This is a genomic window from Rhizobium sp. NPDC090279 (genome assembly GCF_044769665.1).
Classification (GTDB): Bacteria; Pseudomonadota; Alphaproteobacteria; order Rhizobiales; family Rhizobiaceae; genus Rhizobium.
Genome location: NZ_JBIVYI010000002.1, coordinates 235,102 through 253,274, shown reverse-complemented (window position 1 = coordinate 253,274; position 18,173 = coordinate 235,102). Strand labels below are relative to the sequence as shown.

At 61.5% G+C, this 18,173-nt stretch carries 16 protein-coding genes and 2 pseudogenes; 8 read left to right on the top strand and 10 right to left on the bottom strand.

The window, feature by feature from the left end:
• Positions 1-3: 3 nt before the first annotated feature.
• The 4 genes from ACIQWP_RS05270 to ACIQWP_RS05255 all read right to left on the bottom strand — a co-directional run bounded on the left by ACIQWP_RS05270 (position 4) and on the right by ACIQWP_RS05255 (position 4,732).
• Entirely contained in the window at positions 4-1,056 is a 1,053-nt protein-coding gene (locus tag ACIQWP_RS05270) for an NAD(P)H-dependent flavin oxidoreductase (RefSeq protein ID WP_402783191.1), read from the bottom strand.
• Positions 1,057-1,155: 99 nt separating this feature from the next.
• Entirely contained in the window at positions 1,156-2,079 is a 924-nt protein-coding gene (locus tag ACIQWP_RS05265; protein WP_402783189.1) for an NAD(P)-dependent oxidoreductase, read from the bottom strand.
• Between the two features lie 101 nt (positions 2,080-2,180).
• Positions 2,181-3,278, bottom strand: coding sequence for a branched-chain amino acid aminotransferase (locus tag ACIQWP_RS05260; protein ID WP_402783187.1), 1,098 nt, complete (start codon positions 3,276-3,278; stop codon positions 2,181-2,183).
• Positions 3,279-3,469: 191 nt separating this feature from the next.
• Complete coding sequence (locus ACIQWP_RS05255) at positions 3,470-4,732, bottom strand: flavin monoamine oxidase family protein (protein WP_402783185.1); 1,263 nt, start codon at positions 4,730-4,732, stop codon at positions 3,470-3,472.
• A 219-nt stretch (positions 4,733-4,951) separates the two neighbouring features.
• On the opposite strand from ACIQWP_RS05255, the gene ACIQWP_RS05250 reads away from it, so the two are divergent.
• The 3 genes from ACIQWP_RS05250 to ACIQWP_RS05240 all read left to right on the top strand — a co-directional run bounded on the left by ACIQWP_RS05250 (position 4,952) and on the right by ACIQWP_RS05240 (position 5,887).
• A complete protein-coding gene (locus ACIQWP_RS05250; protein WP_402783183.1) occupies positions 4,952-5,356 on the top strand; it encodes a hypothetical protein in 405 nt (134 codons plus the stop codon).
• Positions 5,357-5,514: 158 nt separating this feature from the next.
• A complete protein-coding gene (locus ACIQWP_RS05245) occupies positions 5,515-5,640 on the top strand; it encodes a hypothetical protein (protein ID WP_402783181.1) in 126 nt (41 codons plus the stop codon).
• Entirely contained in the window at positions 5,621-5,887 is a 267-nt protein-coding gene (locus ACIQWP_RS05240; RefSeq protein ID WP_402783179.1) for a hypothetical protein, read from the top strand. Before ACIQWP_RS05245 ends, ACIQWP_RS05240 begins: the two co-directional genes overlap by 20 nt.
• Before the next feature lie 27 nt (positions 5,888-5,914).
• Here ACIQWP_RS05240 and ACIQWP_RS05235 read toward each other — a convergent pair whose 3' ends face one another.
• From ACIQWP_RS05235 to ACIQWP_RS05210, 6 genes and pseudogenes are all read right to left on the bottom strand, one after another.
• Positions 5,915-6,616, bottom strand: coding sequence for a polysaccharide deacetylase family protein (locus ACIQWP_RS05235; RefSeq protein ID WP_402783177.1), 702 nt, complete (start codon positions 6,614-6,616; stop codon positions 5,915-5,917).
• Positions 6,617-6,626: 10 nt separating this feature from the next.
• Positions 6,627-7,469, bottom strand: coding sequence for a glycosyltransferase family 25 protein (locus tag ACIQWP_RS05230; protein ID WP_402783175.1), 843 nt, complete (start codon positions 7,467-7,469; stop codon positions 6,627-6,629).
• Positions 7,470-7,593: 124 nt separating this feature from the next.
• Positions 7,594-8,211 (bottom strand): hypothetical protein, encoded by a 618-nt coding sequence (locus tag ACIQWP_RS05225; RefSeq protein WP_402783173.1) that lies wholly within the window; start codon positions 8,209-8,211, stop codon positions 7,594-7,596.
• Between the two features lie 286 nt (positions 8,212-8,497).
• Complete coding sequence (locus tag ACIQWP_RS05220) at positions 8,498-10,447, bottom strand: DUF882 domain-containing protein (protein WP_402783171.1); 1,950 nt, start codon at positions 10,445-10,447, stop codon at positions 8,498-8,500.
• A gap of 175 nt (positions 10,448-10,622) precedes the next feature.
• Positions 10,623-10,835: pseudogene (locus ACIQWP_RS05215) on the bottom strand (helix-turn-helix domain-containing protein); the annotation flags it as partial.
• Positions 10,836-10,951: 116 nt separating this feature from the next.
• A pseudogene (locus tag ACIQWP_RS05210) lies at positions 10,952-12,203 on the bottom strand (sigma-54-dependent transcriptional regulator); the annotation flags it as partial.
• A 220-nt stretch (positions 12,204-12,423) separates the two neighbouring features.
• On the opposite strand from ACIQWP_RS05210, the gene ACIQWP_RS05205 reads away from it, so the two are divergent.
• The 5 genes from ACIQWP_RS05205 (at position 12,424) to ACIQWP_RS05185 (ending at position 18,152) form a co-directional block, all read left to right on the top strand.
• On the top strand, positions 12,424-14,268 hold the full coding sequence (locus ACIQWP_RS05205; protein WP_402783169.1) for a M3 family oligoendopeptidase: 1,845 nt from the start codon (positions 12,424-12,426) through the stop codon (positions 14,266-14,268).
• 90 nt (positions 14,269-14,358) lie between these two features.
• Complete coding sequence (locus tag ACIQWP_RS05200) at positions 14,359-15,519, top strand: aminodeoxychorismate synthase component I (RefSeq protein WP_402783167.1); 1,161 nt, start codon at positions 14,359-14,361, stop codon at positions 15,517-15,519.
• The gene (locus ACIQWP_RS05195) at positions 15,504-16,145 is read left to right on the top strand and encodes an aminotransferase class IV family protein (RefSeq protein ID WP_402783165.1); all 642 of its coding nucleotides are present in this window, start codon (positions 15,504-15,506) and stop codon (positions 16,143-16,145) included. The genes ACIQWP_RS05200 and ACIQWP_RS05195 overlap by 16 nt, the downstream gene beginning before the upstream one ends.
• Before the next feature lie 4 nt (positions 16,146-16,149).
• Positions 16,150-16,434 carry a YciI family protein gene (locus tag ACIQWP_RS05190; RefSeq protein ID WP_402783163.1) on the top strand — a complete coding sequence of 95 codons (285 nt, stop codon included), beginning with the start codon at positions 16,150-16,152 and terminating at the stop codon, positions 16,432-16,434.
• Between the two features lie 266 nt (positions 16,435-16,700).
• Positions 16,701-18,152 (top strand): homospermidine synthase, encoded by a 1,452-nt coding sequence (locus tag ACIQWP_RS05185; RefSeq protein ID WP_402783161.1) that lies wholly within the window; start codon positions 16,701-16,703, stop codon positions 18,150-18,152.
• Positions 18,153-18,173: the final 21 nt, after the last annotated feature.

The window sequence follows — 18,173 nt, the reverse complement described above, 5'->3', positions numbered from 1 at the left end:
GCATTACTCCGCGAAAAGGAGATCGATCAGGTCGGCAGTACCGCCCCGCCAGAGTTCGCCCTTACCGGTTCCCGACCATAGAGACAGGAAATCCGGCAATCCCTTCGCTGTCGATGCCCCCCGCATATCCCTCGTGAACTTGTTTTGCGCCGGAAAGGGAAGAATGGCGTCCGGCTTCGCATCCATCTCGTCCATGAAGCGGTTTTCAAGGCCGCGTGCGAAGCGGCCCGAAAAGGCGCGTGTCGTCCGCGTTCTCCGCTCCGGCGTTTCGAGCAGCTTTTTGCGATAGGGCGCCGATGTTCCGGCTTCCGTGCAGGCAAGGAAGGCCGTGCCCATCTGAACGGCCCGCGCGCCCGCCAGCAGCGCCGCCCGGATATCCCCAGCCGTCATGATGCCGCCGGCTGCGATCAACGGCACGCGAATGATGCCGACGCATTGCGCCAGCAGATCGCGAAGGCCGATTTCCGGATCTGCCGCCCTGGCATCGAAAATGCCGCGATGGCCGCCGGCCTCGAAGCCCTGCAGCGTGACCGCATCCACACCGCTCTCTTCCAGCGCCCTCGCCTCATCGAGCGTCGTCGCCGTGCCGATCAGCGGAATACCGGCCTTTTTGGCCTCGCGCACATGATCGACGGGCAGCAAGCCGAAGACAAAGCTCAGGCACGCAGGCTTGAGACGCAACACGGCCTCGAACTGCGCGTCGAAATCCTCCTCGTAAGGAGCCTCAAGCTTTGGCGATGGCAGCTCCAACTCCTGGCGATATCGTGCAGTCGCCTCCAACGCGCGCTCGACCCGATCCGGGGCGACGTCCGGGATCGAATGCGGAATGAAGAGGTTGATCGAAAATGGCTTGTCGGTTCGCTGGCGCACCTCGGTCGCAAAGGCCTCGATGGCCGAGGCATTGTAATAGGCGCCACCCATGGCGCCCAGCGCGCCGGCGGCCGAAGCTGCCGCAACGAGATCCACCGACGTGGGGCCGCCGGCCATCGGCGCGACGATCAACGGATGCTTCAAACCAAGTTTTTGAAAGAGATTGCTGTCCGTAACGGCAGACATGTCCGTTTTCCTTTCAGGAATGTCTGTTCGGGTCTCCATGCAACATAGGCGCGGCGCGGTCGCTTCCCAAGTGGAACCTTGAGAAAAACTGCTGTTCCATCAGCTCCGTCTGAGTGTTGCGGTGCGGGCCTCGATGGCTGCAAACACCGACACCATGTCGAGCCGGCCATTGCCGAGATCGACGCTCTCGCCATAGAGAGTGCGGCAGAGATCGAGAACCGGCGACGCCGTATTGACGGCACGTGCCGCCTCGGCAATCAATTTGGTGCTGTTGAACGCGTCCGCCGTTGCCGCCTGAACTGAAAAATCCCGGGCAATAAGCTTCGGAATTTTCACGCGCGTCAGATCGCTGGCCATCGGGCCGGAATCGATGGCGGCCTGGAAAGTCTTGAGATCGAGCCCGTTGCTCTCGGCAAAATGCGCCGCCTCGGTGAGCCCCGCCAGCATCGTGCAGAGATAGAGATTGACGGTCAGCTTCATCAGCAACCCATTGCCGACAGGACCGCACAGGATCGTTTCGCGGCACATGGGCGCAAGCAGCGGCCGCACCTGCGCAACCGTTTCCGCATCGCCGCCAAGCAGCGCGACGAGCTGCCCCGTCTCTGCCGGCTTCCTTGATCCCGATACGGGAGCTTCGACATAACGCCCGCCGGCGGCAAGGATATCGGCGGCAAGTCGACGCGAATAGTCGGGCGGATTGGAGCCCATCGAAACCACGATGTGCCCGGACACCAGCTTTTCGAAGCCCGGCGTCCCGCGCCGCAGCACCTCGTCCAGCACCATTTCGTTGACCAGCATCAGGATGACGACGCGGGTGCGCTCGAACACCTCCTCGACGCTTGCCGCTACAGTCGCGCCGGCGTCACGCAGGGGGTCGCCGGCGGCAGGTGAGCGGTTCCAGACCACGAGCTTCGTGCCTGCCTTCGCCAGATTGAGGGCCATCGGCTGGCCCATGACGCCGAGACCGACAAAGCCGATCTCCTCGCCCGGCTCGACGCCGGGACGTTCGCTGATGTTGGTCATCATAACAACTCCGATGTTTCGGGTGACGATGCGATCTCTTGTGTCAGAGCCGGCGGGAGGGCTCACATGCCCTTCCCGCCGGGTATCGGTCTATGATCCGCTTAGAACAGTCGGTCCAGCCATTCATGCTTGTCGGGCGCGCGGCCGAACTGGATGTCGGTCAGCGCTGCCTTCAGGCGCAGCGTCGTCGGGCCGGCATTGCCGTCGCCGATGGTGAAGCCGTGCTTGCGGCCCTTCAGCTTGCCGATCGGCGTCACGACGGCTGCCGTGCCGCACGCAAAGGCCTCGCTCAGGCGCCCGCTCTCGGCATCGGCCTGCCACTGCTCGATCGAATAGGGCTCCTCGCGAACCGTCAGGCCCATGTCGCGTCCGAGCTTGATGAGAGAGTCGCGGGTGATGCCCGGCAGGATCGTACCCGTCAGCGGCGGCGTCTGCAGCGAGCCATCGTTGAAGACGAAGAAGACGTTCATGCCGCCAAGCTCTTCGATCCAGCGCCTTTCGACAGCATCAAGGAAGACGACCTGATCACAGCCTTCACGCTGGCCCTCGGCAAGCGCGGAAAGGCTTGCGGCGTAATTGCCACCGCATTTGGCAGCACCGGTGCCACCGGGAGCAGCGCGCGTGTAGTTCTCGGAAACCCAAAGCGTAACTGCCGATCCGCCGCCCTTGAAGAAAGACGCAACGGGAGAGGCAATGACGCAAAAGAGGTAGTCGGTCGCCGGCCGTGTGCCGAGCGCGACTTCCGAGCCGATCATGAACGGCCGCAGATAGAGCGATGAACCCTCAGCCGTCGGAATCCACGCACGATCGATCCTGACCAGCTCGCGAACGGACTCGACGAACAGATCCTCAGGCAAGGTCGGCATCGCCAGGCGCTCGGCCGAATTGTGGAAACGCCGCGCGTTGGCACCCGGACGGAAGAGTGCCGCCCCGCCGTCGGGCAGGTGATAGGCCTTCATGCCTTCGAAGATTTCCTGGGCATAGTGAAGCACCACGGTCGCCGGATCGAGGGCAAGCGCCTTGCGCGCCTCGATCTTGGCACTGTGCCAGCCGCGATCCTGCGAATAGCGGATCGTCGCCATGTGATCGGTGAAAACACGGCCGAAGCCCGGATTTTGCAGCAGCGCGTCCCGCTCGCTGGCCGTTGCGGGGGTCGAGTTTTTCTCGATATCGAAAGTCAGTTTGCCGCCGTTGCTCATGGCTCCTCCAATGCTTTATCCATCGCGGTTTTCGCCGCCTATCTCCCGAACCGAAATCTAAACCAGATCGGGTGGTGTTTGATTGCGTTTACGCCTGTTCCCGCGCAAGTTTAAGAGTGATTTTCACAAATTTATGAGGTGAATCGCCATTTCCCGATCGGAAGCGGCTCGCTTCTCCCGGAAAGCGCCGATCACAAGGTTTTTGCCAGGGCTTCAGCGGCAGAGGCGCCGGTTTCGTAAGCGCCGTGCGCCGTCGAGTAGCGCGCCCTCGAACAGGCTTCTCCAGCAAAAAACAACCGTCCGTCGCGGGGCTCGCCGAGAACACCCCGAAGATCGGAGGCTCGGGGTGTCGCATAGGAATAGGAGCCGCCGACGAAGGGCTCTCCGGCCCATGCCGAGGCAGCCAGCGGCGATAATTTCTTGCCGATATCTGCGCCGAAGACGCGCGTCAGCTGCTCCACCGAAAAATCAAACATCGCATCGATGCCTTGCCGCTCCAGATCGAGCGCCAGATCCGCGGCGAAATAGGCCTCGATGACCGGCGCGCCGAACGGCTTCAGTTGATAGCCTCCGGTCCGGCGACTGTGCGGCGATCCCATCATATGCGTATCGTCCGGAAACATCTGAGGTTCGGCGACGCGAAGGAAGAGCTTGTTTGCCAGGCCGAGCGGCAGGCGTGACGCCGCCTCGATCTTCTCCGGCAGCGGCGGCCAGAAGGCGATGCGTTCGGCGGCGAGCACATTGGTGGAAACGGTGACGATGACGGCCTTTGCCCGCAGTTCGCCCTTGCCGGTCGAAACTACGATATGATCGGCACCGCTGTGGTCGATGCGGCTGACCGCCGCTCCCAAAACGGTGGGCACCGGCAAGCCATAAGTCGCAACCAAGGTCCCGTAGCCCTGCCGCACGCGCCAGTCGGGACCGGGGCCGGGATCGTAACGACCAAGATCGATTACCGAGGACTTGTCGAGCTCTCCTCCGGTCATGAACGCGCCAACGGCATAAATCCTTTCGCTCCACGGATCGTCGGGGGACAGCATGGCCGACAGATCCGCGTCTTCATCGCCCTCATAGTCATCGACGCGCTCGAAGAAGTCGTTGACGGCAGCGCCTGCTGCCCTGGCATCGGCATCATCCTGCCCCAACCGGTGGCCGCCGTCGCTCCATGGCGCGGGCGTGCGGTCGACGGTCAGGCCGACGTCCTCGGCAATCCCCGTCCAGGCGTTGCTGCGCGCACCATGCAGCCAGCCGCAGCCGAGATCGAGCGCGACAGCATCAGTTCCGAACGGATGGATCGAGCGAGCGCGACCCCCGACGCGATCGGAGGCTTCGAGCAGCACGACCGAGAGATCCGGCCGAAGCAATTGCAGTTGCCGGGCCGCACCCACGCCGGCCGCTCCGGCACCAATGACGGCAACGTCGACCTCGCCGCCTTTCCAGGACTCGATAGGCATTCCAATTCCTCTTCGCGCAGGCGCCGGAGAACGATCCGGCCGCGCGACCTTGGCTGATATGAGGCTCGCCAATCCGCCAGCGCGAACCCTTGCAACCATCTGTAGCCGACCTCAGCGCGGCCTGTAAACGGCCTGAGGACGGCGATACCAAATTGCCGCATTGAGCTGAAACGGCGAATGTCGTAGGTGCTTCACCCAGACAGACGATGAGGAAAGATCGTGCAGAAGCGGATCTTCGCAACAATGCAAGCGCTGATGCGCATTCTAGGCGCCGTCGCATTGTTATCCGTCGGCTTTGCGCATCATCCGGCCATTTCCAACGCCGCCGAACTGCCTTCCCTGGAGCTTGCGCAATACCGCTTACCGGATGGAAGCCTGCCGATCATCTGCACCACCGAGAAGACGGCGGACGGCAGGCAGCACGGCAAGACCCACATGCTGGGCTGCGAGGCCTGCCGGATTTCCGCCGCAGCGCTCCTTCCCCTTCCGCCGACTGAAATCTGCAGCCATCTCGCATTCGTGCGGCGGGATATGATCGCTCCTGAAGATGCGACATTCCGCCGACAGCTCCATCCCCCCAATTGCGGACCCCGCGCGCCACCCGCTTTCCAAGAGCTTGCCTGAGGCTGATTGCGGCAGATGCCGCGGTTGCCGGGCGAGCACCCCTTGTGCCGCCAGCGGATCGGATCGCCATCCGAGCCAAGTCGGCAAACACCCTTGCCATGAAAGCCTTGCGGGCAGCCCCTGCCACGAGGCGCAGAACCCCTCCGAGGAAACCGATCATGATCCGATTGATATGCCGTCGCGCTGCCTTCGGCCGCCACCTTGCCGAGACAGCCGACACCGACACCCCTCTTGCGGCCGAGCCGCACAGCCTTGGAGGCGACCATGCCGACACAGCTCAATAAGACGACGGCCGGGCGCAGCGCCTCTCTCAAGTCCCGCCCGGAAACGCCGATGTTCAAAAAAGAATGGTCCATTCCGGCGATCCTGACCGTCTTTCTGCTCGGCGTCTGCGGCCTGATCGCCTATTTCACCTGGACCCTCATGCCGCCCGCGACGACGACGGTACAGGACCATGTTGGCGGTCCCGTCACGTTTAGCGACGGCAATAGCCATCCGGTCGCCGATCCCGCACCGAAGAAGCTGCCATAGTTAGCGTCGTCGCAAATTGACGGCCGACTATCCCAGGACGCACTTCTTGACGAAATGCAGCCAGCTGTCGTTGCGTCGGACGGTCGCGCGCGGCAGGCCGAACGGATCGCTGCCCGGTCGGGCCCGGCCGCGCAGCGTCGTCGTCGCCGCGCTGTAACCGGCTTCATAGACAAGCACGCGATCGAGCGGCGTTTCGTCGCCATAGGGAAAGCAGAAGGACGAGACGCCCTCATCGAGCAGGTCTTCGAGCATCTCGCGCGAATGCGTGATCTGACGACGCGCCTCTTCCATCGGCAATCGGGGCAGGCGAACGTGATCGAGCGTGTGCGACCCCACCTCATGCCCCAGGCTGTGCCAATGCTTCAGCTGTCCGACCGTCATGCAAGGCGCCTGCGCCACGCCGAGGGGCGCATCCCAGACATTGCCGCCGCCGATCTGATTCACCACCACGAAATTCGTCGCGGTAAAGCCGAATTCCTGCAACACGGGCAAGGCGTTTTCGTAGACATTGGCATAGCTGTCATCGAAGGTGATGGCAGCGACCTTGCCGGTCTTTTCGCCGCGGATGTAAGGCATCGCCTCACGGAGCGTCATGCCCTGGATACCAAGCCTTTTCAGCCACTCCATCTGACTGTGGAAAGCTTCCGGATGGACGACCATGCTTCTGAACGGCGCCTTGCGCGACGGCGGCACCGCAATCTGATGATATGCGAGGATTGGAACAGCCACGATGGATCGCTCAGATCATGCGGCGCGAGCGAAGGGCGATCTTCGCGCGATAGAGCGGCCGCAACACCTCTCTGGACAGCCTCTCGGCCAGCGTCTTGTGGCTCTTGATCGTGCTGCCGCCGAGCTGGGGGGAAATTTCATGCACACCGCCCGGCAGCACCGCCAGCGGGGACACCCGGGTAAACCAGCTCATCTGCACGGTCGTATCGACAGGCCGGTCGAAGACGGAGGTCACCTCCAGCAGACGGATGGCGGCGTCGCGGCTGACGAGCTGGGCCACCATGCCGAGCCCTATGCGCTTCGGCTGAATGACATTGGTCTCTCCCTGGGAGAGAACGCATTGGCCATGCTCCTTGCCCATGCGAAAGGGGAAGCGAATGAACGAACCTGGCTTCAGGCAGGCCTTGGCAGCCGCAAAGGCCGCATGGAACGCATCGTCGATCTCGACGTCATCCTCGAAGATAAGACCCGCATCGATCCCCTGCTCGACAATGGCAGCCCAAGCTTTGCGGTGCGACAGGAAACAGGCGACCTCGCCCATGCTCATGGCAAACGGATAGTATGGCTTCTGCAGCCGACGGCGATAGACGCTTTCGATCTCGGCGGCACTCAGGGTGCGGCCATCAACCGCCTCGATGATCTCGCTTGGCACCGGAAGCTTCGCGGCAAGCCTTTCGACCTGCGGCAAGCGATCGCGGGCGCGATCCAGATGAATGATGAAGCCACGAATCACGAGCTGGTCTGACTGGTCCGGAGCGACGCCGACCGGATTGGGCGCATGAGCAAACTCGAATCCCGCATGAGATCTTTCGAGCGGCATCGCCGAAGACGGGCTGAGTTCCTGGGCTTGCATGAATGGATACCTCGAGGTCATATTTCGCGAGGCTCTAGCAACCCTGAATGAAAGCGAGCTTAGGCAAACCTGAGGCGAAACTGAAATTGGTTGTTTTCAACCGATCTGAACAACTGAAGGAAGGCTAGACGAGCATATTGATGCGGCCGCTCGTCATTTTGTCTTCGACCCAGCGGCGCTCATCCAGCCAGGCATGGCGCTTCCACCCCTCCCAGCTGAAGCCACACAGCTTCACGTCCCATTCGTCCGCGGGCAATCGCGACAGCACATATCGGATGCCGAAGAAGCCGGTGCTGGGAAAGAGCTGATGCATCCGACACTCGGTCACGCCGAGGTCCTCGCAGCCCTCGATGTAGAACTGTGGCGGCATGATTCGGATTTCCTTGCCGGCAGCGCCGACCAGTTCGATCGTGCGCATCGTCCAATCGCTTCTTCTGCCTTTCAGGCGCGAGAGAAGATTGGGCTTGGGGTGATATTTGCCGATGATGTCGGGATGGTAGGCAAGCACGACCTCTTTGGCGGCCATGAAGGTCGCGCTGGTCAGGAAGGCCGGGTCCGTCAGGCGCCGCTGCATCGGCTTGCTGGACGCTGCAAGCATGAGAACATCGGTGCGCGAGCCGCTCATGCCGATCGAGGCTTTCGGCTCGTTGAAGCGCATTGCAAATTCCGCATTGTCCACGATCTCCGAGAGATCGCGCTGCAGCTTGCCGTTGCCAATGATGATTGCCGTCTTGCGAGTCAAATATGCGTATCCATCAGGTCCGAGATCGCCGACCTAATCGAGCCAAATGAAGCCAAACTGAATGACGGACGGAAGAACGACGCAGAAATCCTGACACGAAACTGAAAGCTGGCCCAATGTCACCTACAAGCAACAGATGCGCCCTGAAACCACGCTTCAGCTCCAGTTTGCACGAAGTCTGCGTGTCATTCGGCCCAAGATTGCGATCGCAGATGATTGCCATCCAATCGAATCAAAAAGGAGCCCGAACGGGCTCCCTGAAGCGATGCTGGCACCGATGCCTAGCCTATTCGACTGAATTGAATTTCTTCACCTGAAGGAAATTCACTGCCGAACCGCTGAAGCGTTCGGGATCGATCGACGCCGTCTGCACCTTGAACCCATCGGTATAAACGGCGGTCGGCTGCGCACGCAGCGTCGGGCTCACGAAGCGCGGCGCCTTGACCGGGCGGTTCACGATCTCGACCCGGGCCTTGGCGATCGCCCATTGCGAGATCATCTTCTCCGTCAGCGTCGGCGCGGTCGTCACCGTAGCCCGGCCCGAATCGGCGTCGACGGCATCCTGCTTGTTCGGCCGGCCGCCCTTGGCCGCGATACCGGCGGCAATCGGGCGTTCCTGCTGAATGGTAGGCTCGAAACCATCGTTGAAGCGACGGCTGCTGGCCTTCACCTCGTTGCGGATCGGCGCGAGCGCGGCGACCTGCATCGGCATCTGCTGAGCCGGCCTCTGCTGCGGCAGGACGGCGGCAATTGCCTGTGCGGCGTCATCACCCATGCCATTGCTTGCGGGCGGCAGCTGATCCTTCGACGCGACGCTGTTGGACGACTGGGTCACCGGAACCGCATTATTGGCGTCCGATCGATCCGGACGGCTCTGCTCCAGAGCCGCAATGACCGAAGGCGAAAGCGCACCTGCGTCGGCCTGGTCGTCGGCGGCCTCCTGATCGGCATCGGCGGCAGCCAGAAGGCTTTCAGCCACTTCCGGACGCTGCGCCGGCACCGGGACGGCAGCCAGCTGACCCTTCATGTCAGCCTCGGCCGATGCCACTTCGGCATCACCGGGCGAACGACGATCGAGCAAGGACGGCACGGGCACGTGATAGGAGCGAAGATCGGCATATTGCGGCTGATCCTCCGCATCCGGCATGGCGGCAGCGAGCGCATCCTGAGCAGCGTTACGAGACGGCGAGACGAGAGCGGACGCAACGTCGCTACCGGCAGGCTGATTGCCGAATGCCGGGCGAACCTGCGGAACGGGCGCGTTTACGCTGGCGACCTGAACCTGGACCGGAGCCGGGGCAGCGCTATCGTCACCATCATCACTTGCGGCCGGAGCCGGCTGACCCTTACGAGCAGCCGAAGCGACAGCCACCGGCGCGGCGGCCGTTCCGGTATCCGCATTATCCTCTTCCTCATCCGCACCACCACCGCCGCCGAACAGGCGGGCAAAGAAACCGCGGCGCGGGGAAGAGGAGCTGGCAATCTGGATATCGTCGGACGACATGCGGCGCTTATAATCGGCGACCGCCTGCTGATAGCCCGGCAGCGGCCGGCCGTCTGCAGGAATATGCATCGTCTTCCCATCCGGGAAGAGGCGCACGAGATCCTGGCGATCCATGCGCGGCCATGCGCGCACGCCGCCAACATCCATATGCACGAAAGGCGAACCGGAGGTCGGATAGTAGCCGACGCCACCCACCTGCAGCTTCATGCCGATTTCGCGCAGCTTGGTGAGCTTGACGTCGGGAATATAGAAATCCATCGCGTTGCCGAGCATATGCTGGCTCTTCTTGGCAACGCCGGTATGGGCGGAGCGCGTGCGCAGCATCTCGTTGGTACCCGGCGAACGGAAACCGCAGATCACATAGATGAATTCGTGGGAGCCGCTTTCGCGGTAGACTTCCCAGATCAGGTCGAACAGGTGCGGATTCATCTTGGTCGGCTGATTCTTGCGCCAGTCGCGCAGGATGCGGTTCAGCTTCTCCAGGCCGTCCGGATCGAACTTGCCATTGCGCTTGTAGGTAATAACGGCCTTCTCGCCGGTATGGACGTAATAGATCTTCAGGCTACGGGTTTCCCCGCCGGCCTGGGAGGGAGTGCCAACGAAAACAGGGGTAGAAACAGCCAAAGCAAGGAGGCCAACGGCTACAACCTTGGCCACCTTGCTAAATAGGCTAGAGCACGCAGAATGCCAGCTCAAGCTATTAGGCTTGGTATTTGCACTCAAATTCGGCAATTCGATCCCCGTCCGACAGACAATGTCGCATCGTGTTCCAAATGGCTGTCAATTGCGGTGACACGATGGCAAAAATGCCACACATGGCCGGCCCCTTCATACATGGTGAACGATGCACTAACAAGTGCTTTACGACGGGTAACAAAATATGCTTGCCTAAACGTTAAGCCTTCCCTCATGCGGCGCTTTTTTGCGGGTCATCCGGGTCTATGCCGTAGTCTTTCAACTTGCGGTAGAGAGTTGAGCGGCCGATACCGAGCTTTCTTGCCACTTGGCTCATCTGCCCGCGATAGAATTTGAGGGCGAACCGGATCAATTCTTCCTCGACATCCGCCAGTTTCCTCACATCGCCCGATGTGTTCGTGCTGACGATAACGTTGTCGGAAGCACCGGCCGATGCATCGACCGCAGCAAGCGGAGTGGTTGCAGCCCCCCCATGGGAAATCCCGTAAGAGACCCGTTCGCTCCTTTCAGCCGCAGGAACATCGGCCGAGGAGATATGCGAATTATCCACAACTAAGGTCGGATGCTCGGCGGCGAAATAGCCGGGCAGCTGCGCGGCGATCTGCGGGAAATCCGCATCCAGCAGCTCCGGTCCTTCGGACAGCACCACCGCGCGGAAAATCGCATTTTCGAGCTGGCGGATATTGCCCGGCCAGTCATAGGCCGTCAGCAGCGCGAGCGCGTCGCTGCTGATCCCGAGCGGATGATCGAGCTTCTGCTCCAGCGCAAACCGGTCCGCAAAGGCGCGCGCCAGATGCGGAATATCCTCCTTGCGGCGGCGCAGGGCCGGCATGGTGATCGGGAAGACATTGAGGCGATAGTAGAGATCCTCGCGGAACCGCCCTGCCTTGACTTCTTCGATCAGGTCCTTGTTGGTGGCGGAAATCAGCCGGACATTGACCTTCTGCGCGACGCGCGCGCCGACGGTCTCGATCTCGCCCTGCTGCACGGCGCGCAGCAGCTTGACCTGGACTTCCAGCGGCAGATCGCCGATCTCGTCGAGGAACAGCGTGCCGCCATCGGCCTCCATGAACTTGCCGACATGGCGTTCGGCCGCACCGGTGAACGCACCCTTCTCATGCCCGAAGAGGATGCTCTCCACGAGATTGTGCGGAATGGCGCCACAGTTGACGGTCACGAACGGCTTGCCGGCACGATCGCTGGCGGCCTGGATGGCGCGAGCCACCAATTCCTTACCGACGCCGGATTCGCCTTCCAGCACCACCGGGATGTTCGATTGCGCCGCGCGATGGGCGAGATCGATGACGCGCATCATCGCCGGGCTTGCCGAGACGATGTCGTCGAAGGAGATACTGCTCGAGCGCGACTTGCGTCCGGCGCGGGCCTTCGCCTCGCGCTGGTCGAGCTTCATGGCGTTGGCGATCGATGCCGCGATGCGCTCCGGCGATACCGGCTTGACGACAAAATCGAAGGCGCCGGCCCGCATGGCCTGCACCACGGTATCGATACCGCCCTGCCCCGTCTGCACGATAACGGGCAGGTCGATGCCCATATCGTTCAGCGCACCCAGAAACTCGATGCCGTTCATTTCCGGCATCATGAGATCGAGCACGATCACATTGATATGATCGCTGCCGCGCTTCAGAAACTCGAGGCCGAGACGGCCATTTTCTGCCAAATGGGCAACGTGTCCGTGCCTCTCGATGGCATTCTTCAGCAGACGACGTTGAATCGGATCATCCTCAACAACGAGAATCTGCGCGCCCCCCTTGGCGCTATTATAAACGGTCATTGGTGCCTCACTTCATGCGAAACCTGACGCGAACATTCGCAGAAAGGCTTGAACATGAAGTTTTGCCAAAGCGTCGCATTTTAATCATTATGACGAATGTAAAACCGCTTATGATTCAACCTTCGGTGCAGGAAAATCAGGCCTTGCGGCGGGCTTTCCAGCCGAATAGACACGAACGGATCGGACGATCCGAACAATAAAAGCAGAGGAAATATCGCCCATGAGCCCGACCTCGCTCCACTCACCTCTTAATTCCGCCGCCAGCCAGGCCGCCGGCCAGGTGCTCGGCGACCTCCCCGCCTGGAAGCTCGGCGATCTCTATCCGTCCGCGACCTCGCAGGCTTTCCTTGGCGACATGGAAAGGGCCGGCAAGCTGGCCCTCGGCTTCGAGAAGAAATGGAAGGGAAAGCTTACCGACGCAGCGACGAAGACCGGCGAGACCGGTATCGGCGCGGCCATCAAGGAGTATGAGGCGCTTGATGACATCATGGGCCGCCTCGGCTCGTATGCCGGCCTCACCTATTTCTCCAACACCATCGATCCGGCCAACGGCAAGCTCTATGGCGACGTGCAGGCGAAGCTGACGGACTATGCCGCGCATCTGCTGTTCTTCCCGCTGGAGCTCAACCGCATCGACGATGCTGTCATGGATGCCTGCATGGCGAACGACCCCTCCGCCGGCCACTATCGCCCCTGGATCGTCGACCTGCGCAAGGACAAGCCGCATCAGCTCGACGACCGACTGGAGCAGCTGTTCCTGGAAAAATCCATGACGAGTGCGGCCGCCTTCAACCGGCTGTTCGACGAGACGATGGCCGAGCTGCGCTTCGAGATCGACGGCGAAAAGCAGCCGCTGGAAGTCGCCTTGAACATGCTGCAGGAGCAGGACCCGGAGGCACGCCGCAAGGCCGCCATGGCGCTTGCCGAAACCTTCAAGGCCAATCTGCGCACCTTCACGCTCATCACCAATACGCTTGCCAAGGACAAGGAAATTTCGGACCGCTGGCGCGGCTTCGAGGATATTGCCGACAGCAGGCATCTGGCCAACCGTGTCGAGCGCGAGGTGGTGGATGCCCTGGCGGCGGCCGTGCGCGAAGCCTATCCGCGCCTCTCGCATCGCTATTACAAGCTGAAGGCCAAGTGGCTCGGCATGGAGCAGATGAACTTCTGGGATCGCAATGCACCGCTGCCGGAAACGCCCAATGCGCTGATCCCCTGGAGCGAGGCAAAGGAAACGGTCCTATCAGCCTATGGCAATTTCGCGCCGGAAATGGCTGCGATCGCCAAGCGCTTCTTCGATGAGGAATGGATCGATGCGCCCGTTCGTCCGGGCAAGGCACCGGGCGCCTTCGCGCATCCGACCGTGCCGTCGGCGCATCCTTACGTGCTGGTCAACTACATGGGCAAGCCGCGCGATGTCATGACCCTTGCGCACGAGCTCGGCCATGGCGTGCATCAGGTGCTGGCCGGCGGCCAGGGCGCGCTGATGTGCCAGACGCCGCTGACATTGGCCGAGACTGCGTCGGTCTTCGGCGAGATGCTGACCTTCCGCACGCTCCTCGACAAGACCACCGACAAGCGCGAACGCAAGGCAATGCTCGCTCAGAAGGTCGAGGACATGATCAATACGGTCGTCCGCCAGATCGCCTTCTACGAATTCGAGCGCAAGCTGCATACCGCCCGCAAGGACGGCGAGCTGACATCGGACGACATCGGCGAGCTGTGGCTCTCCGTGCAGGCGGAAAGTCTGGGCCCGGCGATCAAGATCTCCGAGGGCTACGAGACTTACTGGGCCTATATCCCGCATTTCATCCACTCGCCGTTCTACGTCTATGCCTATGCCTTCGGCGATTGCCTGGTGAATTCGCTCTACGCCGTCTACCGCAACGCCGACAAAGGCTTCCAGGAGAAGTATTTCGAGCTCTTGAAGGCCGGCGGCACCAAGCATCACTCCGAACTCCTGAAGCCTTTCGGCCTCGACGCGACCGATCCGTCGTTCTGGAGCAAGGGTCTGTCGATGATCGAAGGGCTGATCGACGAGCTGGAAGCGCTAGATAAGGACTGAGCTGAAAAGAAGCAGGACAGGCACGTCCGCCGTTGCAGCAATTTCCGTGCCTGACAATCGACATAACAACGAGCCGATAGACACTCGCGCATGGCCGACGCCATACCTTACGTCCTCTTCAGGGACGACAGCACTGGACAGGTGATGCTCTTTGCCGAACCGGCCGAGATCATCACGGCTCGCACGCGTGCTGAGTTTTTCCTTGCGCTCGACCGCCTGGAGGAAGCCAGGCGGCAGGGAAAATGGCTTGCCGGCTATTTGGCCTATGAGGCCGGCCATCTCTTCGAGGAAAAACTCGCATCCTTCGCCGAGGAAAATAGGGAAACGCCGCTGCTCTGCTTCGGTGTTTTCGATGCGCCCGCCGCTGGCGGCCATCCGCTTGCTCAGCCCGCACAGCGCCAGGAAAACCAGGAGTTCCTCACAGAGCCGAGAGCCGCCTGGAGTTTCGAGACCTATCGCGAGCGCTTCGACCGGCTGCACCAGCATCTGCGCCTGGGCGATTGCTATCAGGCAAACCTCACCATGCCGATCCATGCCCGCTGGAACGGCGATCCGCGCGCCGCCTTCTGGTCGCTGATCGAGCGGCAACCGGTGAAATACGGCGCGTTTGTCGATCTTGGCGGCCCGATCATCCTGTCGCGCTCGCCGGAACTCTTCTTCCGCACGGATGAAGACGGCTGGATCGAGACGCATCCGATGAAGGGCACGGCCAGGCGCGGCGCCAATGCCGCCGAGGATGAAGAAATCATCGCCGCCATGCTCACCGACGAGAAGACGCAAGCCGAAAACCGCATGATCGTCGACTTGCTTCGCAACGACATCTCGCGCATCACCGAGGTCGGCACGCTCGACGTACCCAAGCTGTTCGAGATCGAAACCTATCCCACCCTGCACCAGATGGTGAGCCATGTGCAGGCGAAGCTGCTGCCTGATATATCGATTCGCGACATCCTTGCCGCACTCTTTCCCTGCGGCTCAATCACCGGCGCGCCGAAGATGCGGGCGATGGAAATCCTGCATGACCTCGAAGACGGCCCGCGCGACGCCTATTGCGGCGCCATCGGCATGATCTCGCCTGATGGAGCCATGCGTTTTTCGGTGGCGATCCGCACGATCACACTTTTCGAAGACGGCCGCGCGGTGTTCAATGTCGGCGGAGGCATCGTCTTCGATTCGACGGCGGAAGCGGAATATGAAGAATGCCTCCTCAAGGCGCGCTTCGCCGTGGGGGACAGATGGATCGACCGGTAGAGGATTTTTCCCTGATCGAGACGCTGCGCTACGAGCCGGAAACCGGTTTCGTGCGCCTGCGCCTGCATCTTGCGCGGCTGCAACGATCCGCCCGCCGCCTTGGCTTTTCCACCCCGAAGAACGTGCTCGGAAAGCTGGAACAGGCCGTCGCCGGGACTACCGGACCTTTGCGGGTGCGGCTGACGCTGGATCGCGAGGGCCGAACGGAGGTGACGACGGCGCCGTTTGTGCCGCTTTTGCCCGACACCGTCTGGCGCGTCCGCATCGCCTCGACCCGGCTCGATTCTTCCGACAAGCTATTGCGCGTCAAGACCACGCGCCGCGGCGTCTATGAAGCGGCGCGCATGGAATATCGACCCGATGACGCAGAGGAGGTCTTGCTCCTCAACGAGAAGGACGAGGTTTGCGAGGGAACGATCACCTCGGTCTTCCTCGAGGATGGCGCAGGCCCGCTCCGCACCCCGCCCATATCAGCCGGCCTGCTCGCCGGCGTCCTGCGCACCGAACTCATCTGCCAGCGCAAGGCCCGCGTCGGTCGTATCCGGCTCGACGAGCTGAAAGACCGCACGCTTTACGTCGGCAACTCCCTGCGCGGCCTGATCCGCGCACAACTCATATGGAATTGATTGAATGTTCATTCTCTCGCTCACCTACCTCAAGGGCAATGACGAAGCCGACAAGCACATGGACCCGCACATGGCCTGGGTGAAGGAAGGCTATGCCAGGGGTTGGTTCCTCGCATCGGGCCGCAAGGTGCCGCGCACCGGCGGCGTCATCTTCGCCCACGGCGAGCGTGCCGAGCTGGAAGCCTACGTCGCCGCCGACCCCTTCACCATCCATGGCGTCGCCGTCTACGAGGTCCAGGAAATTGCACTCACCACGGTCACCGATGGCCTGGAAGCCCTGAAAGGGTGAACGGCCACGAGATTGTGGCTAACGCCATATTCGGCTTATGTCAGCGAAAACCAACCTTGAAGGCAACAAACTCGTCGCATAAGGCGTGTATGTTGGCCTCCACTTGACTTTGTCCGGCTAACCCTGAACAGCTCTTTATTGTGACATCAAATTATGATTAGAGCCGCTCACTTCGCGTTTTCGCGCAAACCCTGCCCGCGTTTTCGCGCAAACTCTGATTGAATTTCGTGAACCGAACGGCGTCCTGCCTTTCGAAGGAGAAAAGAATGACGAAACACAACTATCCGGTATATGCCGAAATTACCGGTCCGATCGTGATGATCGGCTTTGGCTCCATTGGCCGTGGCACTCTGCCCCTGATCGAGCGCCATTTCAAATTCGACAAGAGCCGGATGGTCGTCATCGACCCGCGTGAAGAACCAGCCGATATGGAAATCCTGGCGAAGCACGGCGTCCGTCATATCAAGGCGCATGTCACCAAGGAAAATTACAAGGATCTCCTGAAGCCGCTCCTCACGGAAGGCGGCGGTCAGGGCTTCTGCGTCAACCTATCGGTCGATACCGGCTCGCTCGACCTGGTCAAGCTGTGCCGCAAGCTCGACGTGCTCTACATCGACACCGTCGTCGAGCCGTGGCTCGGCTTCTATTTCGACAAGAGCCTGAAGAACGCCGACCGCACCAACTATGCCCTGCGCGAAACCATGCGCAAGGAGAAGGAAAAGAACCCGGGCGGCACCACGGCCGTTTCCACCTGCGGCGCCAACCCGGGCATGGTCTCCTGGTTCGTCAAGCAGGCGCTCGTCAACCTCGCCAAGGATATCGGTCTGAAGTTCGAAGAGCCGGATCAGCATGACCGCGAAGGCTGGGCCAAGCTGATGAAGAAGGTCGGCGTCAAGGGCGTCCATATCGCCGAGCGCGACACCCAGCGCACCAAGCATCCGAAGCCGCTCAACGTCTTCTGGAACACCTGGTCTGTCGAAGGCTTCATCTCCGAAGGTCTGCAGCCGGCCGAACTCGGCTGGGGCACGCATGAAGAGTGGATGCCGAAGAACGCCAAGAAGCACAAGAAGGGCTGCCAGGCCGCCATCTATCTGGAACAGCCGGGCGCCAACACCCGCGTCCGCACCTGGTGCCCGACGCCTGGCCCGCAATACGGCTTCCTCGTCACGCACAACGAATCGATCTCGATCGCCGACTATTTCACCGTGCGCGACAAGGATGGCGAAGTCACCTTCCGTCCGACCTGCCACTACGCTTATCATCCGGCCAACGACGCCATCCTTTCTCTGCACGAGATGTTCGGCAACGGCGGCACGCCGCAGCCGGTCCATCACGTTCTCGATGAAGACGAGCTGGAAGACGGCATCGACGAACTCGGCGTGCTGCTCTACGGCCATGCCAAGAATGCCTATTGGTACGGCTCGCGCCTGTCTCTCGAAGAGACCCGCCGTATCGCTCCCTACCAGAACGCCACCGGCCTGCAGGTGACATCAGCCGTGCTCGCCGGCATGGTCTGGGCCCTGGAAAACCCGAAAGCCGGTATCGTCGAAGCCGACGAAGTAGACTACAAGCGCTGCCTCGAAGTGCAGCTGCCTTATCTCGGCCCGGTCGAAGGTCACTACACCGACTGGACCCCGCTTGATGGCCGCCCGGGCCTCTTCCCGGAAGACATCGACACCAAGGACCCCTGGCAGTTCCGCAACATTCTGGTTCGCTAAGATCACAGCGTCAGCCCGATT

Excerpts from the sequence above, each read along its gene's own strand:
- ACIQWP_RS05240 (WP_402783179.1), top strand. The coding sequence starts at position 5,621 with ATGCCGACACAGCTCAATAAGACGACGGCCGGGCGCAGCGCCTCTCTC.
- ACIQWP_RS05195 (WP_402783165.1), top strand. The coding sequence starts at position 15,504 with ATGGATCGACCGGTAGAGGATTTTTCCCTGATCGAGACGCTGCGCTAC.
- ACIQWP_RS05255 (WP_402783185.1), bottom strand. The coding sequence starts at position 4,732 with ATGCCTATCGAGTCCTGGAAAGGCGGCGAGGTCGACGTTGCCGTCATT.
- ACIQWP_RS05205 (WP_402783169.1), top strand. The coding sequence starts at position 12,424 with ATGAGCCCGACCTCGCTCCACTCACCTCTTAATTCCGCCGCCAGCCAG.
- ACIQWP_RS05260 (WP_402783187.1), bottom strand. The coding sequence starts at position 3,278 with ATGAGCAACGGCGGCAAACTGACTTTCGATATCGAGAAAAACTCGACC.
- ACIQWP_RS05265 (WP_402783189.1), bottom strand. The coding sequence starts at position 2,079 with ATGACCAACATCAGCGAACGTCCCGGCGTCGAGCCGGGCGAGGAGATC.
- ACIQWP_RS05185 (WP_402783161.1), top strand. The coding sequence starts at position 16,701 with ATGACGAAACACAACTATCCGGTATATGCCGAAATTACCGGTCCGATC.
- ACIQWP_RS05190 (WP_402783163.1), top strand. The coding sequence starts at position 16,150 with ATGTTCATTCTCTCGCTCACCTACCTCAAGGGCAATGACGAAGCCGAC.
- ACIQWP_RS05270 (WP_402783191.1), bottom strand. The coding sequence starts at position 1,056 with ATGTCTGCCGTTACGGACAGCAATCTCTTTCAAAAACTTGGTTTGAAG.
- ACIQWP_RS05200 (WP_402783167.1), top strand. The coding sequence starts at position 14,359 with ATGGCCGACGCCATACCTTACGTCCTCTTCAGGGACGACAGCACTGGA.
- ACIQWP_RS05230 (WP_402783175.1), bottom strand. The coding sequence starts at position 7,469 with ATGCAAGCCCAGGAACTCAGCCCGTCTTCGGCGATGCCGCTCGAAAGA.
- ACIQWP_RS05245 (WP_402783181.1), top strand. The coding sequence starts at position 5,515 with ATGATCCGATTGATATGCCGTCGCGCTGCCTTCGGCCGCCACCTTGCC.